The sequence below is a fragment of the Roseburia intestinalis L1-82 genome (assembly GCF_900537995.1).
In the GTDB taxonomy this organism is placed as follows: Bacteria; Bacillota; Clostridia; order Lachnospirales; family Lachnospiraceae; genus Roseburia; species Roseburia intestinalis.
The window spans coordinates 3,334,899-3,355,430 of sequence record NZ_LR027880.1 but is presented as its reverse complement, the minus strand read 5'-3'; the positions used below and the strand labels follow the sequence as shown (position 1 = coordinate 3,355,430).

The window sequence follows — 20,532 nt, the reverse complement described above, 5'->3', positions numbered from 1 at the left end:
GAGGAATAATCATGTCCGAAAAGAAAAAAGTAAAGATAAACGGTTTTGTTTTTACGGATGAAGCGGAAGCAGAGCAGGCGAAAAAGGAAGCACATGGGATTCATTATGTGGAAGAACGCGCAGATATGCATCATCCGGAAACGGTGCTTGAAATATATAATAAAATGGTGAAGCAGGAGCTGTTTGAAACAGCGGTTGGATTTACATACTTAAAAGAACTACAGGAATATCTGATTCAGAATCCGTCCATTAATAACAGTGATATTCTTCCGATTTCCGTGACACATCCGGTGTTAGAGGAGAGCCTCCGGAAAAAATTAAGGATTTCTGCAAAAAACAGGGCGAGCGAAAAGAAGGCGTCAAAAAAAACGGATGGATACCGCAAAAAATATGAGATCACGTTATTTATATCTGTGATACTGGCAGTCAGCGTGATCGGAATGTTTATCGTTGCATCGACGAGCGACAGTCCGACGATCATCAATTATGAAAATAAGCTGATTGATAAATATGCGGCGTGGGAGCAGGAACTTGATGAGAGGGAAGCCGCGTTAAAGGAACGTGAACAGACGGTGGAAGAACCATAGAAGACATCACATTTATTTCATAATTATCTGTTAGGATAACATGCAGGTTTGTACTCTGGCACAAATTTGAGATGTGCAAAAAAGCAGCGCAGAAATGAGGAACAAAGATGGAAAAAATTAAAATATTAGTTGTGGATGATGAAAGCAGAATGAGAAAATTAGTCCGTGATTTTCTGGTCAGGGAAGATTATGAGGTGTTAGAAGCGGGAGATGGAGAAGCGGCACTCGATATTTTTTATCAGGAAAAAAATATTGCATTGATCATTTTAGATGTCATGATGCCAAAGATGAATGGATGGGAGGTCTGCAGGGAAATCAGGGAGACTTCGAAAGTGCCAATCATCATGCTGACGGCGAAGGGCGATGAGGAGGACGAGCTGACAGGGTTCGAACTTGGAGTTGATGAGTATATCTCAAAACCGTTTTCTCCGAAGATCTTAGTTGCGCGTGTCGGTGCAATCTTAAGAAGAAGCGGAAAGGCACCGGAGGAGGGAAAACTTCTTTCCATCGGCGGCATCGTGATCGATCAGACTGCACATACAGTGACGGTGGATGGCAGACAGATCGAATTAAGCTTCAAGGAATTTGAACTGCTTACCTATTTTATGGAAAACGAAGGCATTGCACTTTCCAGGGAAAAGATTCTTAATCATGTCTGGAACTATGATTATTTCGGGGACGCCAGAACGATCGATACACATGTCAAAAAACTGCGTGCCAAGATCGGTGAAAAAGGAGATTACATAAAAACCATCTGGGGCATGGGTTACAAATTCGAAGCAGAAGAAAATGGCAGTGATAAGTAATGATGAAAAGCAGGAAAAAAGAATTTAAAAGAAAATATTTTGGTTCACTGACACACCAGTTGATCCTGATCAGTATCTGTCTGGTTACGGGAACACTTCTTTTGTGCTGGTTTATCAACACGGTTTTTTTAGAACCGTACTATGTGATCAATAAACAAAATACGCTGCTTTCCGGATTTGAGACGATCGATGAAGCGAGTGAGGCAGGGACACTTGATGACAGTTCTTTTGATGTGACATTTGACAATCTCTGTGCAAATGGGAATATCACCGTCATGATCATAAGCTCCGACCGGACGATCGTGCGGTCTTCCGTCAATGATACGCAGAAAATGATGCTGGAATTTATGAATATCATTTTTGGCGAAAAACAAAATGAAGTGACGGTGATGATGCAGTCGGATAATTATATTATTCAAAAACAGACGGATACCAGGTTAGATTCAGAGTTTCTGGTCCTTTACGGAACACTTTCAAACGGCAATCTGATCCTGATGCGTACCGCACTTGAGAGTATCAGGGAAAGCGTCAATCTGTCCAATACATTTCTGGCATGGGTGGGTGTTGTCGCTGCAATCATCAGTGCAGTCGTGATCGTGTTTGTCTCAAGAGGCATTACAACACCGCTTCTGCGTCTGACCGATATCTCAAAACGCATGACGGAGCTTGATTTTGAGGCAAAATACCAGCCGGGGCGCAGATACCACAACGAGGTAGATGAGTTAGGCGAATATATGAATGTCATGTCGACCACGTTAGAGCATACGATCTCAGAACTGAAAAGCGCAAATAACCAGATGCAGATCGATATTGACAAAAAGACGCAGATCGATGAGATGCGCAAAGAGTTTTTATCCAATGTATCGCACGAGTTAAAAACACCGCTTGCACTGATCCAGGGCTATGCGGAGGGATTGAAAGAATGTATCAATGATGATGCGGAGAGCAGGGATTTTTACTGCGAAGTCATCATGGACGAAGCGGACAAGATGAATAAAATGGTCAAAAAACTGCTCACTTTAAACCAGCTCGAATTTGGCAATGAGGTCATCACCATGGAGCGGTTTGACCTGACAGAACTGATCCGGGGGGTGATCAATTCGTCTGCGATCCTTTTGAATCAGAATGAGATCACATTGGACTTTACACAGCAGGAACCGTTATATGCGTGGGCGGATGAATTTAAGGTGGAAGAGGTAGTGACCAACTATCTGAGCAATGCGATCCATCACGCAGAGGGAGAAAAGCGGATCGATATCAGCTGTGTACAGAAAGGGGACAAAGTCCGCGTCAGTGTTTTTAACACGGGAAATCCGATACCGGAAGAAGATGTGGACAATATCTGGATCAAATTTTACAAAGTGGATAAAGCGAGAACCAGAGAATACGGTGGCAGCGGCATCGGTCTGTCAATCGTCCGGGCAATCATGGATTCGTTCCATCAGAAGTGCGGCGTGATCAATCATGAGGACGGAGTGGAATTCTGGTTTGAACTAGAAACAAATAATGGAAATTTTTCAGTTGATAAATCATACCAAAAATGCTAACATATGGGTATAGTTCGTGACAATAGAATGTTCGCAGAGTGCGCATTCTGTTGTTCATGATAATAGAATATTCGCAGAGCGTGAGTTCTATTATTTACAGATATTTTGAGAGGAATGCCATGAAAAGAACGGGAATGAGATTAACGGCAGTGGCAGCAGTGACAGCGTTGCTGCTCGGTGGATGTGGAGAACAGCCATACAGTTTAACAGAAGATGAGGAAGGCATGATTGTGGATTACTCGGCACACGCTGTGGCAAAATTTAATACGAGCCAGCCTGACGGTCTTGCAAATGTGAGCCGCAATGAGCAGGAAACAGAGGCAGTGGATGAGTCACAGACGACGGAGACGGAGAATAAAATCACACTGGATGCATCCGGCAATGCAGCTGCAGGAGACCAGAGCACAGAGAATAAAACAGCAGAGCCGTCGACACTGGATGAACTGTTTGGAGGAGAAAATCTGTCGGTCACATATACCGGAGCAGAAATTGCAGCAAATTATATGGAGGGCGGTTATTATTCGCTGGATGCAGAGCAGGGCAAGACATTTGTGATTGTCGGTATTGATATTACAAATTCCGGAGCGGATGAAATAGCGATAGATAACTTTGCAAAGACACCGAAGTTCTCTGTTATGGTCAATGGTCAGGAAAAAGCAGAGGAAGAAAATACAATACTTCCATCTGATTTTGCACTGTATCAGGAAACAGTCCCGGCTGGAGTAACAGAAAATACTATCTTATTGTTTCAGGTGCCGGACAGTGTGACCAGTGTGGACAGTCTGGATCTGTTTGTAAATATCAGCGGTACAAATTATCAAATTACTTTGTAATGATATTAGTAATGTGCTATAATAAATGCAGTATTTATGCAATGGAAAAAGAGACGAATTGCGTAGCAGATGATACGCGGGAGGAGAGACAGGAATGGATACAAATATACTTTTAGAGTCAGGAACAAATGAACTGGAGGTCCTGGAATTTACATTAGGAAATAATCATTATGGAATCAATGTTGCAAAGATCAGAGAGATATTGACGTATCAGCCGGTTACACCAGTACCAAATTCTCATCCAAGTGTGGAAGGTATTTTTATGCCGCGTGATACGATGATTACTGTTGTTAATCTGAAAAGATGCCTGGGAATGCCGGAGGACGGAGAAAACAAAGGACTTTTTATCATCACGAACTTTAACAAATTAAATATTGCGTTTCATGTAGATGCCGTGATTGGTATCCATCGTGTATCATGGGAATCCATCATCAAACCGGATTCAACGATCAATACGGAGAATAACAGTGCATCCACAGGTGTCATTAAGATGGATGACAAGCTGATCATCATCCTTGATTTTGAGAAGATTGTATCCGATATCAGCCCGGAGACAGGACTTAAGGTATCAGATGTTGATAATATGGTAAGCCGTGAACGTTGTGACTCTCCGATCCTGATCGCTGAGGATTCACCGCTTCTTAGCCGCTTGATCACAGATTGTCTGAAGAAGGCAGGATACACCAATCTGATTGTGACAATGAACGGTCAGGAAGCATGGGACAAACTTACTGAATTTGAAAAAGCAGGCAATGTGCGTGACAAGGTTCACTGTATTATCACGGATATCGAGATGCCGATGATGGATGGACACAGACTGACCAAACTGGTTAAGACAAATGATAATATGAAGAAGATACCGCTCATTATTTTCTCATCTTTGGTCAATGAGGAAATGAGAATTAAAGGCAAACAGTTAGGGGCAGATGCTCAGTTGACAAAACCTGAAATCGGCAATCTTGTAGAGGCTATTGACAATTTAATTGATAAAAGCATTGATTAGGTTGAAGCGAAGAGGGGGATGTGATGTATTGTCACATCCCCAAATTAAGTTATAGGCTTGACGGAGGTATCGGATGAGCGGGACAGAAGATTATCTGGATGGACTGTTAAATTCCATATCTGAAAAAGATTTGGATACAAAGAAAAAAACCGGGAGTGAAACGATGCAGACAGAGGAAGATATTATGAATGATATGGAAAATGATTTACTTTCCAAAGAAGCGGAAGATAATTTTTTAGAACAGTTTGAAAAAGAATTGCAAAATGAGAAGTCGTCACCGGAAGAGGAAAAAACGGATGATTTCTTTAACAGTTTAGATCAGATTGTGGATGGAGCAGATCATAATAATAATGATGATGATTTCCTGATGGATACGCTTGGAGATATCCCGGGTATCGATGATGTGACAAAAACAGAAGATTTGTCACAGGCACAGACGATGGAAAAAGAGCCGGATGAACAGTCTGAAGATACAGCAGAACCGGCACAGGCGTCAGATGATGCCGGAAGTGATACTTTTGGTATGGATGATGCAGGCAGCACAGGACTGGATGATTTTGGAGACCTTGGCGGGGCTGATATGTTTGGAGACAGTGAGGCAGAAGAAACCGAAATTACTCCGGATGGCATAGAAGAAACTCCGAAAAAAGAAGGTTTTCTAAAAAAATTATCACGCATTCTTTTTGGGGAAGATGATGAGGATGAAAAAGGTGATTCTGTCTCATCTCAAAAAGAACCGCTAACAGGAGAAAATGCGGGTGACATTGATTTGTCAGATCCAAATATGCAGATATTGCAGGAACTGGGAGATATTCCGGATATATCGGATGCACCGAAGGAAGAAGAAAAGCCGGATCCGAAAGAAGAGAAAAAGAAGAAAAAAGAGAAAAAGAAAAAAGAAAAGAAGCCAAAGAAAGAAAAGAAACCAAAGCCAAAGAAAGAAAAGAAGCCAAAGCCGCCAAAGGAACCGGATCTGACTCCTCCATTGCCGAAGGTGCCGGTAATTCTGATCTTTGTAATGGTATTCTCATTCCTTATTCTTGTGGTGTTAGCAACAAATCTGGTCGGCTATTCAAGCAGCTTTTCAAATGCAGAAGACGCATATGCAAAGGGTGATTATGAGCAGGCATTTCAGGATGTGGCAGGTCTTGAAGTGAAAGAGAAAGATCAGGATACCTACAGAAAATACCGTATTCTGGCATATACAACAGGTCAGTACAGAGCATATCAGAATCTGGTGAACCAGAAAATTTATGATATGGCACTGGATTCACTGATCAGCACGATCGGAAGATGTGAAGAATACAGCAGTGATGCCAAAGAACTTGGATGTGAAGGAGAGATTTCAGACATACAGGCAAAGGCAGAGGAAGCATTAGAAGCATTTAAGATTGATACGGAAAAAGCACTTGAAGTATATGACATGAAGGATCGGACTGCATATTCAAAAGAGATTTATCAGATACTGGATGATGCAGGACTTAGTGAGGAATAAAAATGATAGCGATCATTGACTATGATGCAGGCAATTTAAAAAGCGTACAAAAGGCACTTGACTTTTTACATCAGGAATGCGTGATAACGAGGGATTTTCATGAAATCCGTCAGGCAGACAAGGTGATCTTACCGGGGGTTGGTTCTTTCGGTGAGGCGATGGCCCAGTTAAAAAAATATGAACTGGATAAAGTGATACAGGAAGTGGTGGAGGAGAAAAAGCCATTTCTTGGCATCTGCCTTGGTCTGCAGCTTTTATTTGAGGGCAGTGAGGAAAGCAGCGGAGTGGAAGGTCTGCATTTGTTAGATGGGCAGATTCTGCGTATACCAGATACAGAGGGATTAAAAATACCGCATATCGGATGGAATTCACTGGATCTATGGAATAATGGAAGGCTCTTTGCAGGATTGCCGGAGCATCCATATGTTTATTTTGTTCATTCTTATTATCTGAAAGCAAAAGATGACAGAATTGTGAAAGCAACTACGGAATATGGCACACATATTCATGCTTCCGTGGAACAGGACAATATCTTTGCATGTCAGTTCCACCCGGAAAAGAGCAGTACAGTCGGACTTAAGATACTAGAAAATTTTGCCGGGATTTAAGACAGGAGGATAAAAATGTTTACAAAACGAATTATTCCGTGTCTGGATGTGAATAACGGACGTGTGGTAAAGGGTGTTAATTTCGTAAATTTAAGGGATGCAGGAGATCCGGTTGAGATCGCAGCGGCTTATGATAAGGCGGGGGCAGATGAACTGGTATTTCTCGATATCACAGCAACCTCAGATGCCAGAGAGACGGTCGTGGATATGGTGCGCAAAGTGGCAGAAAAAGTGTTTATTCCATTTACTGTAGGCGGCGGTATCCGTACTGTGGATGATTTCAAGGCATTACTCCGTGAGGGTGCGGACAAGATATCGATTAATTCTTCTGCAATCAACCGTCCGGAACTCATCAGTGAGGCGGCAGATAAGTTTGGCAGCCAGTGTGTGGTGGTAGCGATCGATGCAAGAAAGCGTGCAGACGGTTCGGGCTGGAATATTTACAAGAACGGTGGACGTATTGATGTCGGAATTGATGCTGTGGAATGGGCAATGAAAGCGGACCGGCTTGGCGCAGGAGAAATTCTTCTGACCAGTATGGATTGTGATGGAACCAAGGCAGGTTATGATCTTGAACTGACCCGTATGATCGCAGAAAATGTTTCTATTCCGGTGATCGCTTCCGGTGGAGCGGGGACGAAAGAGCATTTTTACGATGCGCTGACGGAGGGAAAAGCGGATGCAGCGCTTGCTGCTTCTTTATTCCATTACAAAGAACTTGAGATCTGTGATCTGAAAGATTATCTGGCAGAATGCGGTGTCTCTGTCAGAAGATAATAAGAGGGTAAATATCATGGCAATGATTACGAATGACTGGCTCCCGGCAATTCAGGGAGAGTTTAAAAAGCCATATTACAGGGAACTATTTCAATTTGTAAAAGAAGAATACAGCAGGGCGGTCATTTATCCGCCGGCAGATGATATCTTCAATGCGATGCATTTTACACCGCTTAGTGAGGTAAAAGTACTGATCTTAGGACAGGATCCGTATCACAATGAGAATCAGGCACATGGTCTGAGCTTTTCCGTACTGCCATCACAGAAGGAGATCCCGCCATCTCTGCAGAATATTTACAAAGAGCTTCAGGATGATCTGGGATGCTATATTCCGAACAACGGATATTTAAAAAAATGGGCGGATCAGGGCGTACTGCTTTTAAACACGGTGCTGACTGTCCGTGCACATCAGGCGAATTCCCATCAGGGAAGAGGCTGGGAGCAGTTTACGGATGCAATCATACAGGCAGTCAATGCACAGGACCGGCCAATCGTATATATGTTGTGGGGAAGACCGGCACAGAGCAAGATACCGATGCTGACAAATCCGAAGCATCTGATTTTAAAAGCGCCACATCCAAGCCCACTTTCTGCATACAGAGGTTTTTTTGGATGCAGACATTTCAGTCAGGCAAATGATTTCTTAAAAGCAAATGGGATCGAGCCGATCGACTGGCAGATCGAAAACCTGTAAGTTCCCATAAATGAGGAGTGCCCAGACACCTTTCGGCGCCCGGGCTATTATGAAAAAAATTTATCAAGTATATTATAACAAGTTGTCTAAGTATTTTTTAACTGTATTTAGTATATCAATCATATATGAACAAAGTGTGAATAATAAATTAACAATTTTTTAGTAATTTAAAACAAAAAAACAGAAAAAAATACAAAAAAATTGGTTAGGTTATCCATACACCTGAAAAGACGGTTTTACCTGTGGAAAATGCTTGAAAATATAAAGAGAACGGCCTAAAATGACGATATAAAAGAAAACAGGGATGTTTGATTCATAACGAACAGGTTATTGTATTATTTCAAAGGAGTGAGATATATGGCAACAATTTCTGGCTATAATTCATATTCAATGGGAGTTTTGTTTTCTGGTCTAAACACTACATCATCTAAGAATTCATTGTTTTCGAACAGTATGTCAGGAAGTGATATACTTGGAATCAATTACAGTGACTGGGCAACAATCAGATCGGGCAGCTATTTTAAATTGTTAAATGCGTATTATGGGAAAGGTGGACAGGTCAGTGATTCAGACGATACAACATCTTCCTCAACGTCAACATCCAAAGACAGCACCAGGACACTCGCTGTGATTGAGAGTGATGCGAAGAGTGTGGAGAAGTCGGTTGCAGCTCTTCAGGAAACAGGGGATAAATCCTTGTTTAACGAAGTGACAAAGACAGATGAAAATGGAAACAAGACAACCGGTTATGATACGGATGCTATCTATAAAGCTGTTAAAAACTTTACAGACAGCTATAATAGTCTGATCGATGAAGTGGGCAATTCCAATACAAAGAGTATTTTAAGAGCCGGTGCCAGCATGGTGAATGTGACAGAGGCAAACCGTAAATCACTTTCTGATATCGGTATTTCCATAGGTGCAGACAACAAGCTTACCATTGATGAAGAAAAGTTTAAGAAGACTGATATGAGTAAGGTAAAGGCAATGTTTGCAGACAGCAGCTACTATGGAACAGAAGTGAAACGGCAGGCAGGCCGTGCAGAGTCTTATGCAAAGAGTGAGGCCGCAAAGGCGAATACCTATCAGAAATCAGGTTCTTATACCTATAATTACAGAACAGGCGAACTTTATAACTCTACGATCTGATCGCAGAGCTGCAGAAAAATATGCTGCTGTTTTCATACATTTTGAAAGCGGACAGCAGCGGTCATACTGGTATGATGTGATCCGGACGGTGGAAGGATTATATCACGCAATCATTTATGAGAAACTCGGATTGGGTTTCTCATAAATTTTGCAAAAAAATAATCAGTGCACCGGAAAAAAAGATTGCACAATGGGGCGATGTATGGTCAAATAATATATAGTGTAAAAATGGATGTTGACATCTGGCAGAATAGAAAATATTTGAGATAGATGAAATGGAGAAAAGAATGGCAGCAAAGAAAGTAGTAGTCGGTATGTCAGGCGGTGTGGATTCCTCTGTGGCAGCATATCTTTTGAAGGAACAGGGATATGATGTGATCGGTGTGACCATGCAGATCTGGCAGGATGAGGATGAATTTGTGCAGGAGGAGAGTGGCGGATGCTGTGGTCTTTCGGCAGTGGATGATGCCAGAAGAGTGGCAGACCGTCTTGGAATTCCTTATTACGTCATGAATTTCAAACAGGAATTTAAGAAAAATGTCATGGATTATTTTACTGCGGAATATTTAAAAGGCAGGACGCCAAATCCGTGTATTGCATGCAACCGTTATGTAAAATGGGAAGCATTGTTAAATCGGAGTCTTGCGATTGGTGCGGATTATATTGCAACCGGGCACTATGCGAGAATCGAGCAGCTTTCCAATGGAAGATATGCAATTAAAAATTCCGTGACAGCAGTCAAAGATCAGACGTATGCACTTTACAATCTGACACAGGAACAGTTGTCACACACATTGATGCCGGTCGGCGCCTATCATAAAGATGAGATCCGTAAGATTGCAGAGGAGATTGGTCTTATGGTTGCACATAAAAAAGACAGTCAGGAGATCTGCTTTATCTCTGACAATGATTATGCCGGATTTATTGACCGGGAATGCGGCGATCAGGTACCACCTCCGGGAAATTTTGTTCTGACAGACGGAACTGTAGTCGGAAAACATAAAGGGATTACGCATTATACGATCGGACAGAGAAAGGGACTCGGAATTGCATTCGGGCATCCGGTATTTGTCACGGAGATACGGCCGGAGACAAATGAGGTCGTACTTGGTGAGAACAGAGATGTGTTTACTTATGAACTGGATGCAGATCATATTAATTTTATGTCCATCCCGGATATTCAGGATGAGATGCTTTTGAAGGCAAAAATCCGTTATTCCCACAGCGGGAGTATGTGCAAGGTGACAAGAACCGGAGAAGATACGATACACTGTGAATTTTTAGAGCCGGTGCGTGCGGTGACACCTGGACAGGCAGTCGTATTATATGATGGAGAATATGTTGCCGGAGGCGGCACGATCCTTTAGAAAAGCGATATGACGGAAAGCCGCTGGATGGTAAAAAAGACAGCAGATTACACAAGATAAAAATGACGTGAAAAGGAAAGGAACTGGCAGCAATGACAAGAGAAGCGTTTAGGGAGCTGGTAAAAAAAGGCCCGGTACTGCTTGATGGTGCAACAGGAACGAATTTACAGAAGGCAGGAATGCCGGTCGGAGTATGTCCGGAGCAGTGGATCCTGGAAAATTCAGAAGTGTTGATCGATCTGCAGAAACAGTATGTAGAGGCCGGAACCGATATTTTATTTGCGCCGACCTTTACCGCGAGCAGAATAAAATTAAAAGAATATGGTTTGGAAGATCATTTAGAGGAGATGAACCGCAAGCTTGTCGCACTCTCAAAAGAGGCTGCAAAGGGTACAAATGCGCTGGTTGCCGGAGATCTTACCATGACAGGAGAACAGCTTTATCCGTTGGGAGATCTGATGTTTGAGGATCTGGTGGATGTTTATAAAGAGCAGGCGAAAATTATTGCGGAGGCCGGAGCAGATCTTTTTGTGGTTGAAACGATGATGAGCCTGCAGGAATGCCGTGCGGCTGTGCTGGCAATCCGTGAAGTATGTGACCTGCCAGTCATGGTTTCATTGACTTATAATGAAGACGGAAGAACACTGTATGGAACAGATCCGGTGACAGCGGTTGTTGTGATGCAGAGCCTTGGTGCGGATGCGGTCGGAATGAACTGTTCGACCGGACCGGAGGCAATGTTAGAGCCGATCGCGAAGATGGCAGAGTATGCAGCGATACCACTTCTCGCAAAACCAAATGCCGGAATGCCGGAGCTGATCGATGGTCAGACCGTCTTTAATGTAGAGCCGGAAGAATTTGCCGAAGTCGGGAAAAAACTGGTCGAAGAGGGTGCTGCCATCATTGGAGGATGCTGTGGAACAACACCGGAGCACATCCGTGCTTTAAAGGAGGCAGTAAAAGGTATCCCGGTCAAAGCACCGCTTCAGACGAAGAGAAGAATGCTGACTTCAGAGCGTAAGTCTGTAGAGATCACGCTTGATGGACGTTTTATGGTCATTGGAGAACGTATTAACCCGACCGGAAAGAAAAAGCTGCAGGCAGAGTTAAAAGAGGGTTCCTTAAATCTTGTTCGTACCATGGCATTAGAACAGGAGGAAAATGGAGCATCGATCCTTGACATCAATATGGGTATGAACGGTATTGATGAAAAAGAGATGATGCTGCGTACCATTTACGAAGTGACTTCGACGGTGGATTGTCCGCTTTGCATTGATTCCAGCCATGTGGATATTATTGAGGCCGCGCTCCGCATCTATCCGGGACGTGCACTCATCAATTCGATTTCACTGGAAAAAGAAAAGTTTGAAAAACTGCTTCCGATTGCAAAGAAGTACGGGGCAATGTTTATCCTGCTTCCCCTCTCGGATGAGGGACTGCCAAAAGATTCTGCTGAGAAACATGGCATTATCCGCACGATCATGGATGAGGCGGTGAGGATCGGCATGGCAAAAGAAGATATCATTGTGGATGGACTGGTTGCCACGATCGGAGCAAATCCGAATGCAGCGTTAGAGTGTTTTGAGACATTTTCCTATTGCAAAAATGAACTGGAACTGCCGACAGCATGTGGACTTTCTAATATTTCATTCGGACTGCCGGAACGTACTTATGTCAATACGGCTTTTCTTACAATGGCGATCGCAAATGGTCTTACGATGGCGATTGCAAATCCGTCACAGGAACTTCTGATGAATGCCGCATTTGCGTCGGATATGCTGTTGAATAAGAAAGAAAGCGACATCCGTTATATTGAGCGCATGAATTTCCTGTCAGAAAAATATGCCGGTATGGAACGTGTCATGGTTCAGAAAACACCTGCAGGTACATCTGCGGCTGGCGGCGAAACCAGGAAAGAGAGTACGGGAAGCGGCGTATTTCAAGCAGTTTTAAAGGGAAACAAAGAACATGTATTAGAAGAAGTAAAAAAGATGCTGGATGGCGGAGCCAAACCGGATGAGATTATCAATGAGCATCTGATCGCTGCGATCAATGAAGTAGGAGAATTATTTGATAAAAAGAAATATTTCCTGCCACAGCTGATTTCTTCCGCTAATACGATGAAACTTGCAATCGAGTACTTAGAGCCGATGTTAGAGCGCAGTAATACAGAGGCAATGGCTACGATCGTTGTTGCGACAGTTGAGGGCGATATCCATGATATCGGAAAAAATCTTGTGGTTCTGATGTTGAAGAATTACGGTTATCATGTGATCGACCTTGGCAAGGATGTTCCGGCAGATGTGATCGTGGATACCGCAATGAATGAAGGTGCGAAGGTGATCGGACTTTCCGCACTGATGACGACCACAATGATGCGGATGAAAGACGTTGTGGAGCTGGCAAAAGAAAAAGGCTGTACGGCGAAGATTGTAATTGGAGGAGCGGCGATCACGGAGAGTTTTTCGGATGAGATCGGAGCAGATGGCTATTCGAAAGATGCAGCGGAATGTGTGAAACTGGTCGAACGCTTACTGGCATAAGACACTTTTAGTATAGCATAACATGTAAAACGAGTCTTGTAGCTTGTTTTACATGAAGTGCCAGTATAGAAAGCTGGATGTGTTGTTATGTTTTTGAAATTTTTAGGAAAATATGAAAAAAAGTGTTGACTTTCATCTTCTGTAATAGTATACTTTAGAAGTCGGTTGCAAAAAGCAAAGGACAAAAATGGGATCTTAGCTCAGCTGGGAGAGCATCTGCCTTACAAGCAGAGGGTCATAGGTTCGAGCCCTATAGGTCCCATTACATCAGAAGTTCTGATGACAATTTAATATGGCGGAATAGCTCAGTTGGCTAGAGCATACGGTTCATACCCGTAGTGTCGAGAGTTCGAATCTCCCTTCCGCTACTTCAAGACCTCAGAGATTCTGAGGTCTTTTGTTGTATACCGGCAAAATTTTTTATATAATAAGTTTATGATACGAATCCTATACAGGCAGAATTCAATTTTACTTTTAAAGATGCAGGAGAGGAGAACTATGAAACAAAAATATAAGAAGCTGGCATTTTTCATATTATTACTAAGTATGCTTACCGGCTGTATGTTATTGAGTGGCTGTACGGAAAATACAGAAAATGGATCACAGAGCAGCTATATTGTAGATTCGGATGAGCTGCAGGATACAGAAAATCAGATGGAATTCGTACCGGGTTCTATGAAAGGTTCAAAACAGGAGGAAACGTCGGAAAACGAAGAACAGGGTCAGACAGAGCAAAGTCGTCAGACTGTCGCGGAAGAAAATGATGCGGAGCAGGCAAAGACGGCAGGTAATCTGGAAGTACATTTTATAGATGTGGGACAGGGGGATGCGACTCTGATCAAATGTGATGGCCATTCTATGCTGATCGATGCGGGAAATAATGATAAAGGTACACTTGTACAGAATTATCTGCAGCATCAGGGAGTGGAGACTCTTGACTATGTGATCGGCACGCACCCGGATGCAGACCACATCGGAGGAATGGATGTCGTTCTTTATAAATTTGACTGTAAGACGATCATCATGCCGGATGTTGCAAATAACACGCGCACTTATGATGATGTTGTGCAGACGATGAAAAATAAGGGATATAAGACCACTTATCCGGTTGTCGGGGAGACATACACGATCGGTGGAGCAGCATTTACGATCATTGCTCCAAACAAAGAGTATGGAAATGATATGAATTCCTGGTCGGTCGGCGTCCTTTTACAGAATGGAAACCACCGGTTTTTGTTTACCGGGGATGCGGAAGAGGGAGCAGAACAGGATATCCTGCAGAATGGCATCGATATCTCGGCGGATGTCTATAAGGTTGCACACCATGGAAGCAATACGGCAACATCCCAGGCATTTCTTGATGCAGTACATCCGACGTATGCGGTAATCAGTGCTGGGGAAGGCAATTCTTATGGACATCCGCATGCGGAAGTATTAAACAGACTCCGTGCAGCCGGAGTATCTGTTTTCCGCACGGATGAGCAGGGAACGATCGTTGCCTCGTCAGATGGGACAACACTTACCTGGAATATGTCTCCATCAGAGAGCTGGCAGGCAGGGGAAGCAAAAAAGAGTCAGGACACAGAAAAAAGTGAAAAAGCAGCTGACAGCCAGAATAATGCAGAAACAGATGCAGCCGTAAGTAATCCGACGGACCAGACGGATGGAAATTCGGATGTGATCGTTCACATCACGAAAACGGGAGAAAAATATCACTCTGCCGGATGCCAGTATTTAAGAAAAAGTGATATTGAAGTGACCTTATCAGAGGCAAAAGCAAGAGGGCTTACACCGTGTTCAAAGTGTAATCCGCCACAGTAAAAATATTAATAGAAGGGAAAAGAAAAATATGCGCGTAGGAATGGGATATGATGTTCATAAATTAGTGGAGGGCAGGGACCTGATCATTGGAGGGGTAAAGATCCCACATACATTAGGACTTTTGGGGCACTCGGATGCAGATGTACTGCTTCATGCCATTATGGATGCACTGCTTGGGGCAGCAGCACTTGGAGATATCGGAAAGCATTTTCCGGATACGGATCCGAAATATAAAGGGATTTCAAGCATGAAACTGTTGGAACATGTGGCGGGACTGATCGCCGAAAAAGGTTATATTGTGGAAAATATCGATGCGACGATCATCGCACAGAAACCAAAGATGCGTCCGCATATCGAACAGATGGAGAAGAATATTGCAGCAGCACTTAAAATATCAGAAGATCAGATCAATGTGAAAGCGACCACAGAAGAGGGACTGGGATTTACCGGAACGGAACAGGGAATCTCTGCACAGGCAATCTGTGCGTTGACAACGATCTATGAGAGCAGTGTCAGCGTGGCGGATTCTGCAGGAGGCTGTGCGGGCTGTCCCGGACGTGCCTGTGGAAGATAAAAGTATAAATAAAATATCAGAGATTTCGCTTTAAAAAATAAAAGCCCCTGTTCTGCCTGTGAATTCCAGGCAAAGCAGGGGATATCAATTTTGGGTATCAAATTACTGTTTTTTTCTGTATAATCACTCAAAAAGGACACCTTTTATTGTATAATTATGTTATGGAACAAAACATACGAAAGAAGGTGTCCTGAATGAAAAATTAGCATTGAAGAAACTGCTAACTTATATGAAGAGTGTATATAAAATCCCGCAAAAAATCAAGTGTTTAACGGACGAAAGAAAAAGAAAATCTATTCCATTGTTTAACATTGTCATGCCGGTACTGCTTTTTCTGATGCTGCAGTATGAAAGTTTCCATACCATTTTTTCAGCCCCTGAAAGCATGTCGAAAAGACTGAAAAACTGTATCAGTGGAAGGATTCCAAAAGTTGATGCAGTCCGCGACCTTCTCTCCAGAATAAACCCGGATGAAATACGCAGCATACATGAAGAAATGATTGATATCATAAAACGTAACCGGGTATTCCGGGAAGGAACGATAGGCGGATATGTTGTGGCAGGTCTCGATGGTGTGGAATTATTCAGCAGTACAAAAAAATCCTGTCCGAACTGTCTGAGCCGAAAAAAACACACAGGGGAAACCGAATACTTTTACCGGAGTGTGGTGTGCATGATTATAGGTAAATCGCCACACGTAATTCTGGGGCAGGAAATGTTAAAACCAAGGGATGGTTCTGGGAAAGACGAAGGAGAACTGACAGGCGGAAAAAGGTTGATTGAGCGGCTGAAGAAACGGCATGGACATTTTGCGGATGTGATTGTGGCGGATGCGTTATATCTGAATGCTCCATTTATCAACACTCTGAAGGAAAATGGTCTGGAAGGGGTGATACGCCTGAAAGACGAAAGAAGAATGATTTTTCAGGATGCAGAGCGTCTGTTCAAACAGGATGAGGGAAAAAAGGCATCTTTCTGGAAAGGGAAAAAGAAGATTGAAGTATGGGATCTTTCTGGTTTTAAGATGGAAGGGTGTCCATATAAACTGCGTGTGGTGCGGTATCATGAGCAGTGGGAAGAAAATGGAAAAGAAACAGAGCGTTTCATGTGGCTTGTAACGACTCTGGAAGCGGCAGACTACCGAGTCTTATGGGAAATGATGCACCGCAGGTGGGACATTGAGGAGAATGGTTTCCATCAATTGAAAACGTATTACCACGCAAAGCACTGTTACTGTCGAGATGCGGTTGAAACCATATTTAATCTGATAATCATAGGCTTTAATGTAAGAGAGTTATATTTGTACCGAAGAAGCCGGAACTTTGCAGGAAGTGGTATAAGCCGAAAGAGCATAAACCGGATTTTTTGCGATGAGCTGCTAACAGAAAAAGTGAAACAGATTTTATGTGAAAAAGGCGGATAGAAAATCAGCAGAAAAAATATATAGGGAAAAAGCAGGGGGAATTTTGCGCGTATTGACCAGGAACGAAGGGTAACCGCAGATGGAATGCTGATAACTGGATTATTTATAAAAATGCATAGATAAAAAAGTTAAAAGCGAAATCCCTGATAAAATATAAAATGTATTGACACGATCATAAAAATAAGATATGATAAACCATATTTTGGTGAATTGAAATGAGACTCAGATATATTTTTTGTAAGGACATCAAGGGATATTCAAAGCAAAGATATATGCTGGGTCTTTTTATGTACAAAAGAAGGGAAAATGAGTTTATGAAAAAAAGGATGATACGTTTCTGTTGTGGAGTTATGGCTGCGGGACTGCTGCTTTCCGGCATACCGGTTCCGGCAATGAGCGGGAATATGCAAAAGGTAGCAGTGTCGGTGCTGGCAGAAGATGCGGTGATCGTGACAGATTACGATGAATTTGCGAATGCTTTAAGCAGTGGAAAGAAGAATATTGTAGTAGAAGGCAGTTTTACGATCCGCGATGATAAATTGACGGAGACAGATGGTTCCATTAAGGGACAGATGAAACCTGTTCAAATACCGGGGGGGACAACCATTACAGGAAATGGAACGGGGAGTATCACCTGTAGTCATCCAATTCAGATCATGGGGGATGATGTAGAGATACGGGATATACAATTGGTGTTTAATTCTAGTAATGGACTTGGCAGTGTTCCGCACCGTGAGATCTTTTTAGCAGGACATAGTCTTGTACTGAATAATGTAAGTACATATCTGGCAGGACCTGATAAGCCGAATCCGATTGTAGGCACAGAAAAAGAACTTCTTCCAACTGTGTATGCAGGAGGATATCACAGCAATACTGCAGTGGGAACAAACGCTTCACTTACTGTCACAAATGAGAACAATAAGACTATGTTTCAGGATATCTATCTGGGACATGAAGCATCAGCCGGACAAAGGACTGCTTATACGGGCAGTGCAAAATTAGAGCTGGATGCTGATGCAAAGATACGTGGGACTGTTTCAGCAGAAAACACATCTTTAGCGTCTTTAGATTTTTTGGGTGATCAGAAGGGATATGATGAAATCACTCTTTCAGAAATTAAAGGAAATGATAAAACTGTAATGACGGTAAAAAATTGTGCTGTTCTGGGTGTGGTGACAACGGGTGTCAAAGATATCCTATTGGATGCAGGAGGAAGACTGCAGCCGAAAGATGGGACGGCACAGTTAAATAATATTACACTGAAAAATGGGGGATGTCTGGATCTCACACAGGTGCTGGATGCTTTGGTAAAGGGCAGTTTTACAGGTAGTGATGATAATGCAGCAAGAGGAAAACTTGTTCTCAATAAAGATGGATATGTTCAGATTGATGGGCAGATAAGTGGGGTTACGCAGTTTCAGACGGTGAGTCATGTCATACCGGGAACGATTTTAAGTGGACATGCATATATTGCGTCGGAAAACGGAACAGCAGGAAGTTTTGTCTTATCAGACACAGCTATAAAAAATAATTACAGTCTGATCCGTAAAAATGGAACATGGACGCCGTATATTAATTATGTACCGGTGGAGCGTGAACTTGGAAGTATCGAGGTAAAATCTTATCCGAAAAATGTTGTTATTAACCATATACCGACAAACATGGAGGATAAAACAGGTGATAGTCCGTATTTGAATGTAATATGGAAGGATCAGGATGGAGAAGCCTATACATTTGATGATGTGGTAAATTATGAATCATTTTATGATAATATGGTATTAATCCGTTCGGATTACTGGAATAGTGACGACGAAGAGATACAGCAGAAAACAGACTGGATAAATCCGATTCGCTTAGATGTAGATGAAAATGAACCGGATCATTATTATCTGATTGCATATGGTAAGGTGCAAACAGGAAAATATACACTTTTATTCTGTTTAGAACCGATAGAAAGACATCCTGATACTGTGGCAGATGTAAAAGCACTGAAAGATACCGTGTTGGCAGAAAAGGAAATAATATTCACAGATGAACCAGGTGTATCACATCAGCATGTGGCGGGCGAGCCGGTAAAAGAAAACGAGATAGCTGCGACCTGTACCCAAAAAGGAAGCTACGATAAGGTAGTTTATTGTAAGGATAAAGGCTGCGGGGAAGAACTTTCCCGTGAGAATATAACGGTTCCGGCATCAGGACACAAAAAAGGAGAGCCGGTCACTGAAAATCGCGTGGAAGCGAAAGTGGGTGTGGACGGAAGTTATGATAAAGTAGTATACTGCACCAGATGTAAAGAAGAACTCAGCCGTGAAAAAGTGGTGATCCCAGCTCTGAAGGAGCCTGATAAGGAGGAGCCGACAGAGAAGCCGACGGAGAAACCAATAGAGAAACCGACAGAGAAGCCGACGGAGAAACCAACAGAGAAGCCGACGGAGAAGCCGACAGAAACACCGACAGAGAAACCGACAGAAACACCGACGGAAACGCCAACAGAGAAACCGGTGCACAAACACAGTTATGTGTTGAAAAAAACGACAGAGGCAACCTGCATGAAAGAGGGAGAAAAAATTTATTCCTGTGCATGTGGGGACAGTTATACAGAAAAAATTGCAAAGAAGTCCCATACACCGGAGAAAAAACTGACACCTGCAAAACCGGGCAGCAATGGAAAGAATGTGACCATGTGCAGCTTGTGCAAAACAGTATTGAAACAGGTGAAAATCAATGCACCAAAGACGGTAAAATTGTCGAAAGATCATTATAGTTATGATGGAAAAGCGAAAAAACCTGCCATCAAAGTGACGGATAATAAGGGAAAAGTGATTTCAGGCAGCTTTTATAAAGTCTCGTATCAGAATAATAAAAAAGTCGGAAAAGCAACAGTGACCGTGAAGTTTCAGGGAAATTATTCGGGAATACTGAAAAAGACATTTGAAATCTGTCCAAAGGGAACTTCTATTTCAAGTGTAAAATCCGGGAAAAAATCCATGACTGTGAAATGGAAGAAACAGGCATCACAGACGAGCGGCTATGAGATAGTATATACAGCAGATGCATCGTTTGGCAAAAAAAATACGAAGACGGCTGTGATCAAAAGTAATAAGACGACAGTTAAAGAAATCAAAGGATTAAAACCGGGAAAGAAATATTATGTAAAAGTACGTACATATAAAGAAGTAAAGTCCGGTACAAAAAAAGTGAGGATCTACTCAGACTGGTCAAAGAAAAAAGCAGTTCAGATAAAAAAATAGTTCAGATAAAGAAACCGGATGAAAGAAAAACAATGGTCAGATGAATGATAAGTA

16 protein-coding genes and 2 tRNA genes are annotated in these 20,532 nt (G+C 42.6%); all 18 read left to right on the top strand.

Annotated elements, in window-relative coordinates; genetic code table 11:
* Positions 1-11: 11 nt before the first annotated feature.
* The 18 genes from RIL182_RS15805 to RIL182_RS15715 all read left to right on the top strand — a co-directional run bounded on the left by RIL182_RS15805 (position 12) and on the right by RIL182_RS15715 (position 20,478).
* A complete protein-coding gene (locus RIL182_RS15805) occupies positions 12-587 on the top strand; it encodes a hypothetical protein (RefSeq protein WP_006855766.1) in 576 nt (191 codons plus the stop codon).
* A gap of 107 nt (positions 588-694) precedes the next feature.
* Entirely contained in the window at positions 695-1,393 is a 699-nt protein-coding gene (locus tag RIL182_RS15800; RefSeq protein WP_022112191.1) for a response regulator transcription factor, read from the top strand.
* On the top strand, positions 1,393-2,940 hold the full coding sequence (locus RIL182_RS15795) for a sensor histidine kinase (protein WP_006855763.1): 1,548 nt from the start codon (positions 1,393-1,395) through the stop codon (positions 2,938-2,940). Before RIL182_RS15800 ends, RIL182_RS15795 begins: the two co-directional genes overlap by 1 nt.
* 119 nt (positions 2,941-3,059) lie before the next feature.
* On the top strand, positions 3,060-3,773 hold the full coding sequence (locus RIL182_RS15790) for a hypothetical protein (protein ID WP_015521252.1): 714 nt from the start codon (positions 3,060-3,062) through the stop codon (positions 3,771-3,773).
* Between the two features lie 94 nt (positions 3,774-3,867).
* Entirely contained in the window at positions 3,868-4,776 is a 909-nt protein-coding gene (locus tag RIL182_RS15785) for a chemotaxis protein (protein WP_006855761.1), read from the top strand.
* 73 nt (positions 4,777-4,849) lie between these two features.
* Positions 4,850-6,271 carry a hypothetical protein gene (locus RIL182_RS15780; RefSeq protein WP_006855760.1) on the top strand — a complete coding sequence of 474 codons (1,422 nt, stop codon included), beginning with the start codon at positions 4,850-4,852 and terminating at the stop codon, positions 6,269-6,271.
* A 2-nt stretch (positions 6,272-6,273) separates the two neighbouring features.
* Positions 6,274-6,879: an imidazole glycerol phosphate synthase subunit HisH gene (gene hisH / locus RIL182_RS15775; RefSeq protein WP_006855759.1), complete on the top strand. Its 606-nt coding sequence runs from the start codon at positions 6,274-6,276 to the stop codon at positions 6,877-6,879.
* A 15-nt stretch (positions 6,880-6,894) separates the two neighbouring features.
* Positions 6,895-7,656 carry an imidazole glycerol phosphate synthase subunit HisF gene (gene hisF / locus RIL182_RS15770; RefSeq protein ID WP_006855758.1) on the top strand — a complete coding sequence of 254 codons (762 nt, stop codon included), beginning with the start codon at positions 6,895-6,897 and terminating at the stop codon, positions 7,654-7,656.
* Between the two features lie 16 nt (positions 7,657-7,672).
* A complete protein-coding gene (locus RIL182_RS15765) occupies positions 7,673-8,350 on the top strand; it encodes a uracil-DNA glycosylase (RefSeq protein ID WP_006855757.1) in 678 nt (225 codons plus the stop codon).
* 357 nt (positions 8,351-8,707) lie between these two features.
* The gene (gene fliD / locus RIL182_RS15760; RefSeq protein WP_242655466.1) at positions 8,708-9,499 is read left to right on the top strand and encodes a flagellar filament capping protein FliD; all 792 of its coding nucleotides are present in this window, start codon (positions 8,708-8,710) and stop codon (positions 9,497-9,499) included.
* A gap of 287 nt (positions 9,500-9,786) precedes the next feature.
* The gene (mnmA, locus tag RIL182_RS15755; protein WP_044998573.1) at positions 9,787-10,866 is read left to right on the top strand and encodes a tRNA 2-thiouridine(34) synthase MnmA; all 1,080 of its coding nucleotides are present in this window, start codon (positions 9,787-9,789) and stop codon (positions 10,864-10,866) included.
* Between the two features lie 92 nt (positions 10,867-10,958).
* Positions 10,959-13,409, top strand: coding sequence for a homocysteine S-methyltransferase family protein (locus tag RIL182_RS15750; protein WP_006855754.1), 2,451 nt, complete (start codon positions 10,959-10,961; stop codon positions 13,407-13,409).
* A 189-nt stretch (positions 13,410-13,598) separates the two neighbouring features.
* A tRNA-Val gene (locus tag RIL182_RS15745) sits at positions 13,599-13,671 on the top strand.
* Positions 13,672-13,703: 32 nt separating this feature from the next.
* Positions 13,704-13,777: transfer RNA gene (locus RIL182_RS15740), tRNA-Met, on the top strand.
* A gap of 130 nt (positions 13,778-13,907) precedes the next feature.
* Positions 13,908-15,230, top strand: coding sequence for a ComEC/Rec2 family competence protein (locus RIL182_RS15735; protein WP_044998571.1), 1,323 nt, complete (start codon positions 13,908-13,910; stop codon positions 15,228-15,230).
* A gap of 28 nt (positions 15,231-15,258) precedes the next feature.
* Positions 15,259-15,804 carry a 2-C-methyl-D-erythritol 2,4-cyclodiphosphate synthase gene (gene ispF / locus RIL182_RS15730; RefSeq protein WP_006855752.1) on the top strand — a complete coding sequence of 182 codons (546 nt, stop codon included), beginning with the start codon at positions 15,259-15,261 and terminating at the stop codon, positions 15,802-15,804.
* Positions 15,805-16,033: 229 nt separating this feature from the next.
* Positions 16,034-17,227, top strand: coding sequence for a transposase (locus RIL182_RS15720; protein WP_243128698.1), 1,194 nt, complete (start codon positions 16,034-16,036; stop codon positions 17,225-17,227).
* 314 nt (positions 17,228-17,541) lie between these two features.
* A complete protein-coding gene (locus RIL182_RS15715) occupies positions 17,542-20,478 on the top strand; it encodes a fibronectin type III domain-containing protein (RefSeq protein ID WP_242655623.1) in 2,937 nt (978 codons plus the stop codon).
* The last annotated feature ends 54 nt before the right edge of the window (positions 20,479-20,532 follow it).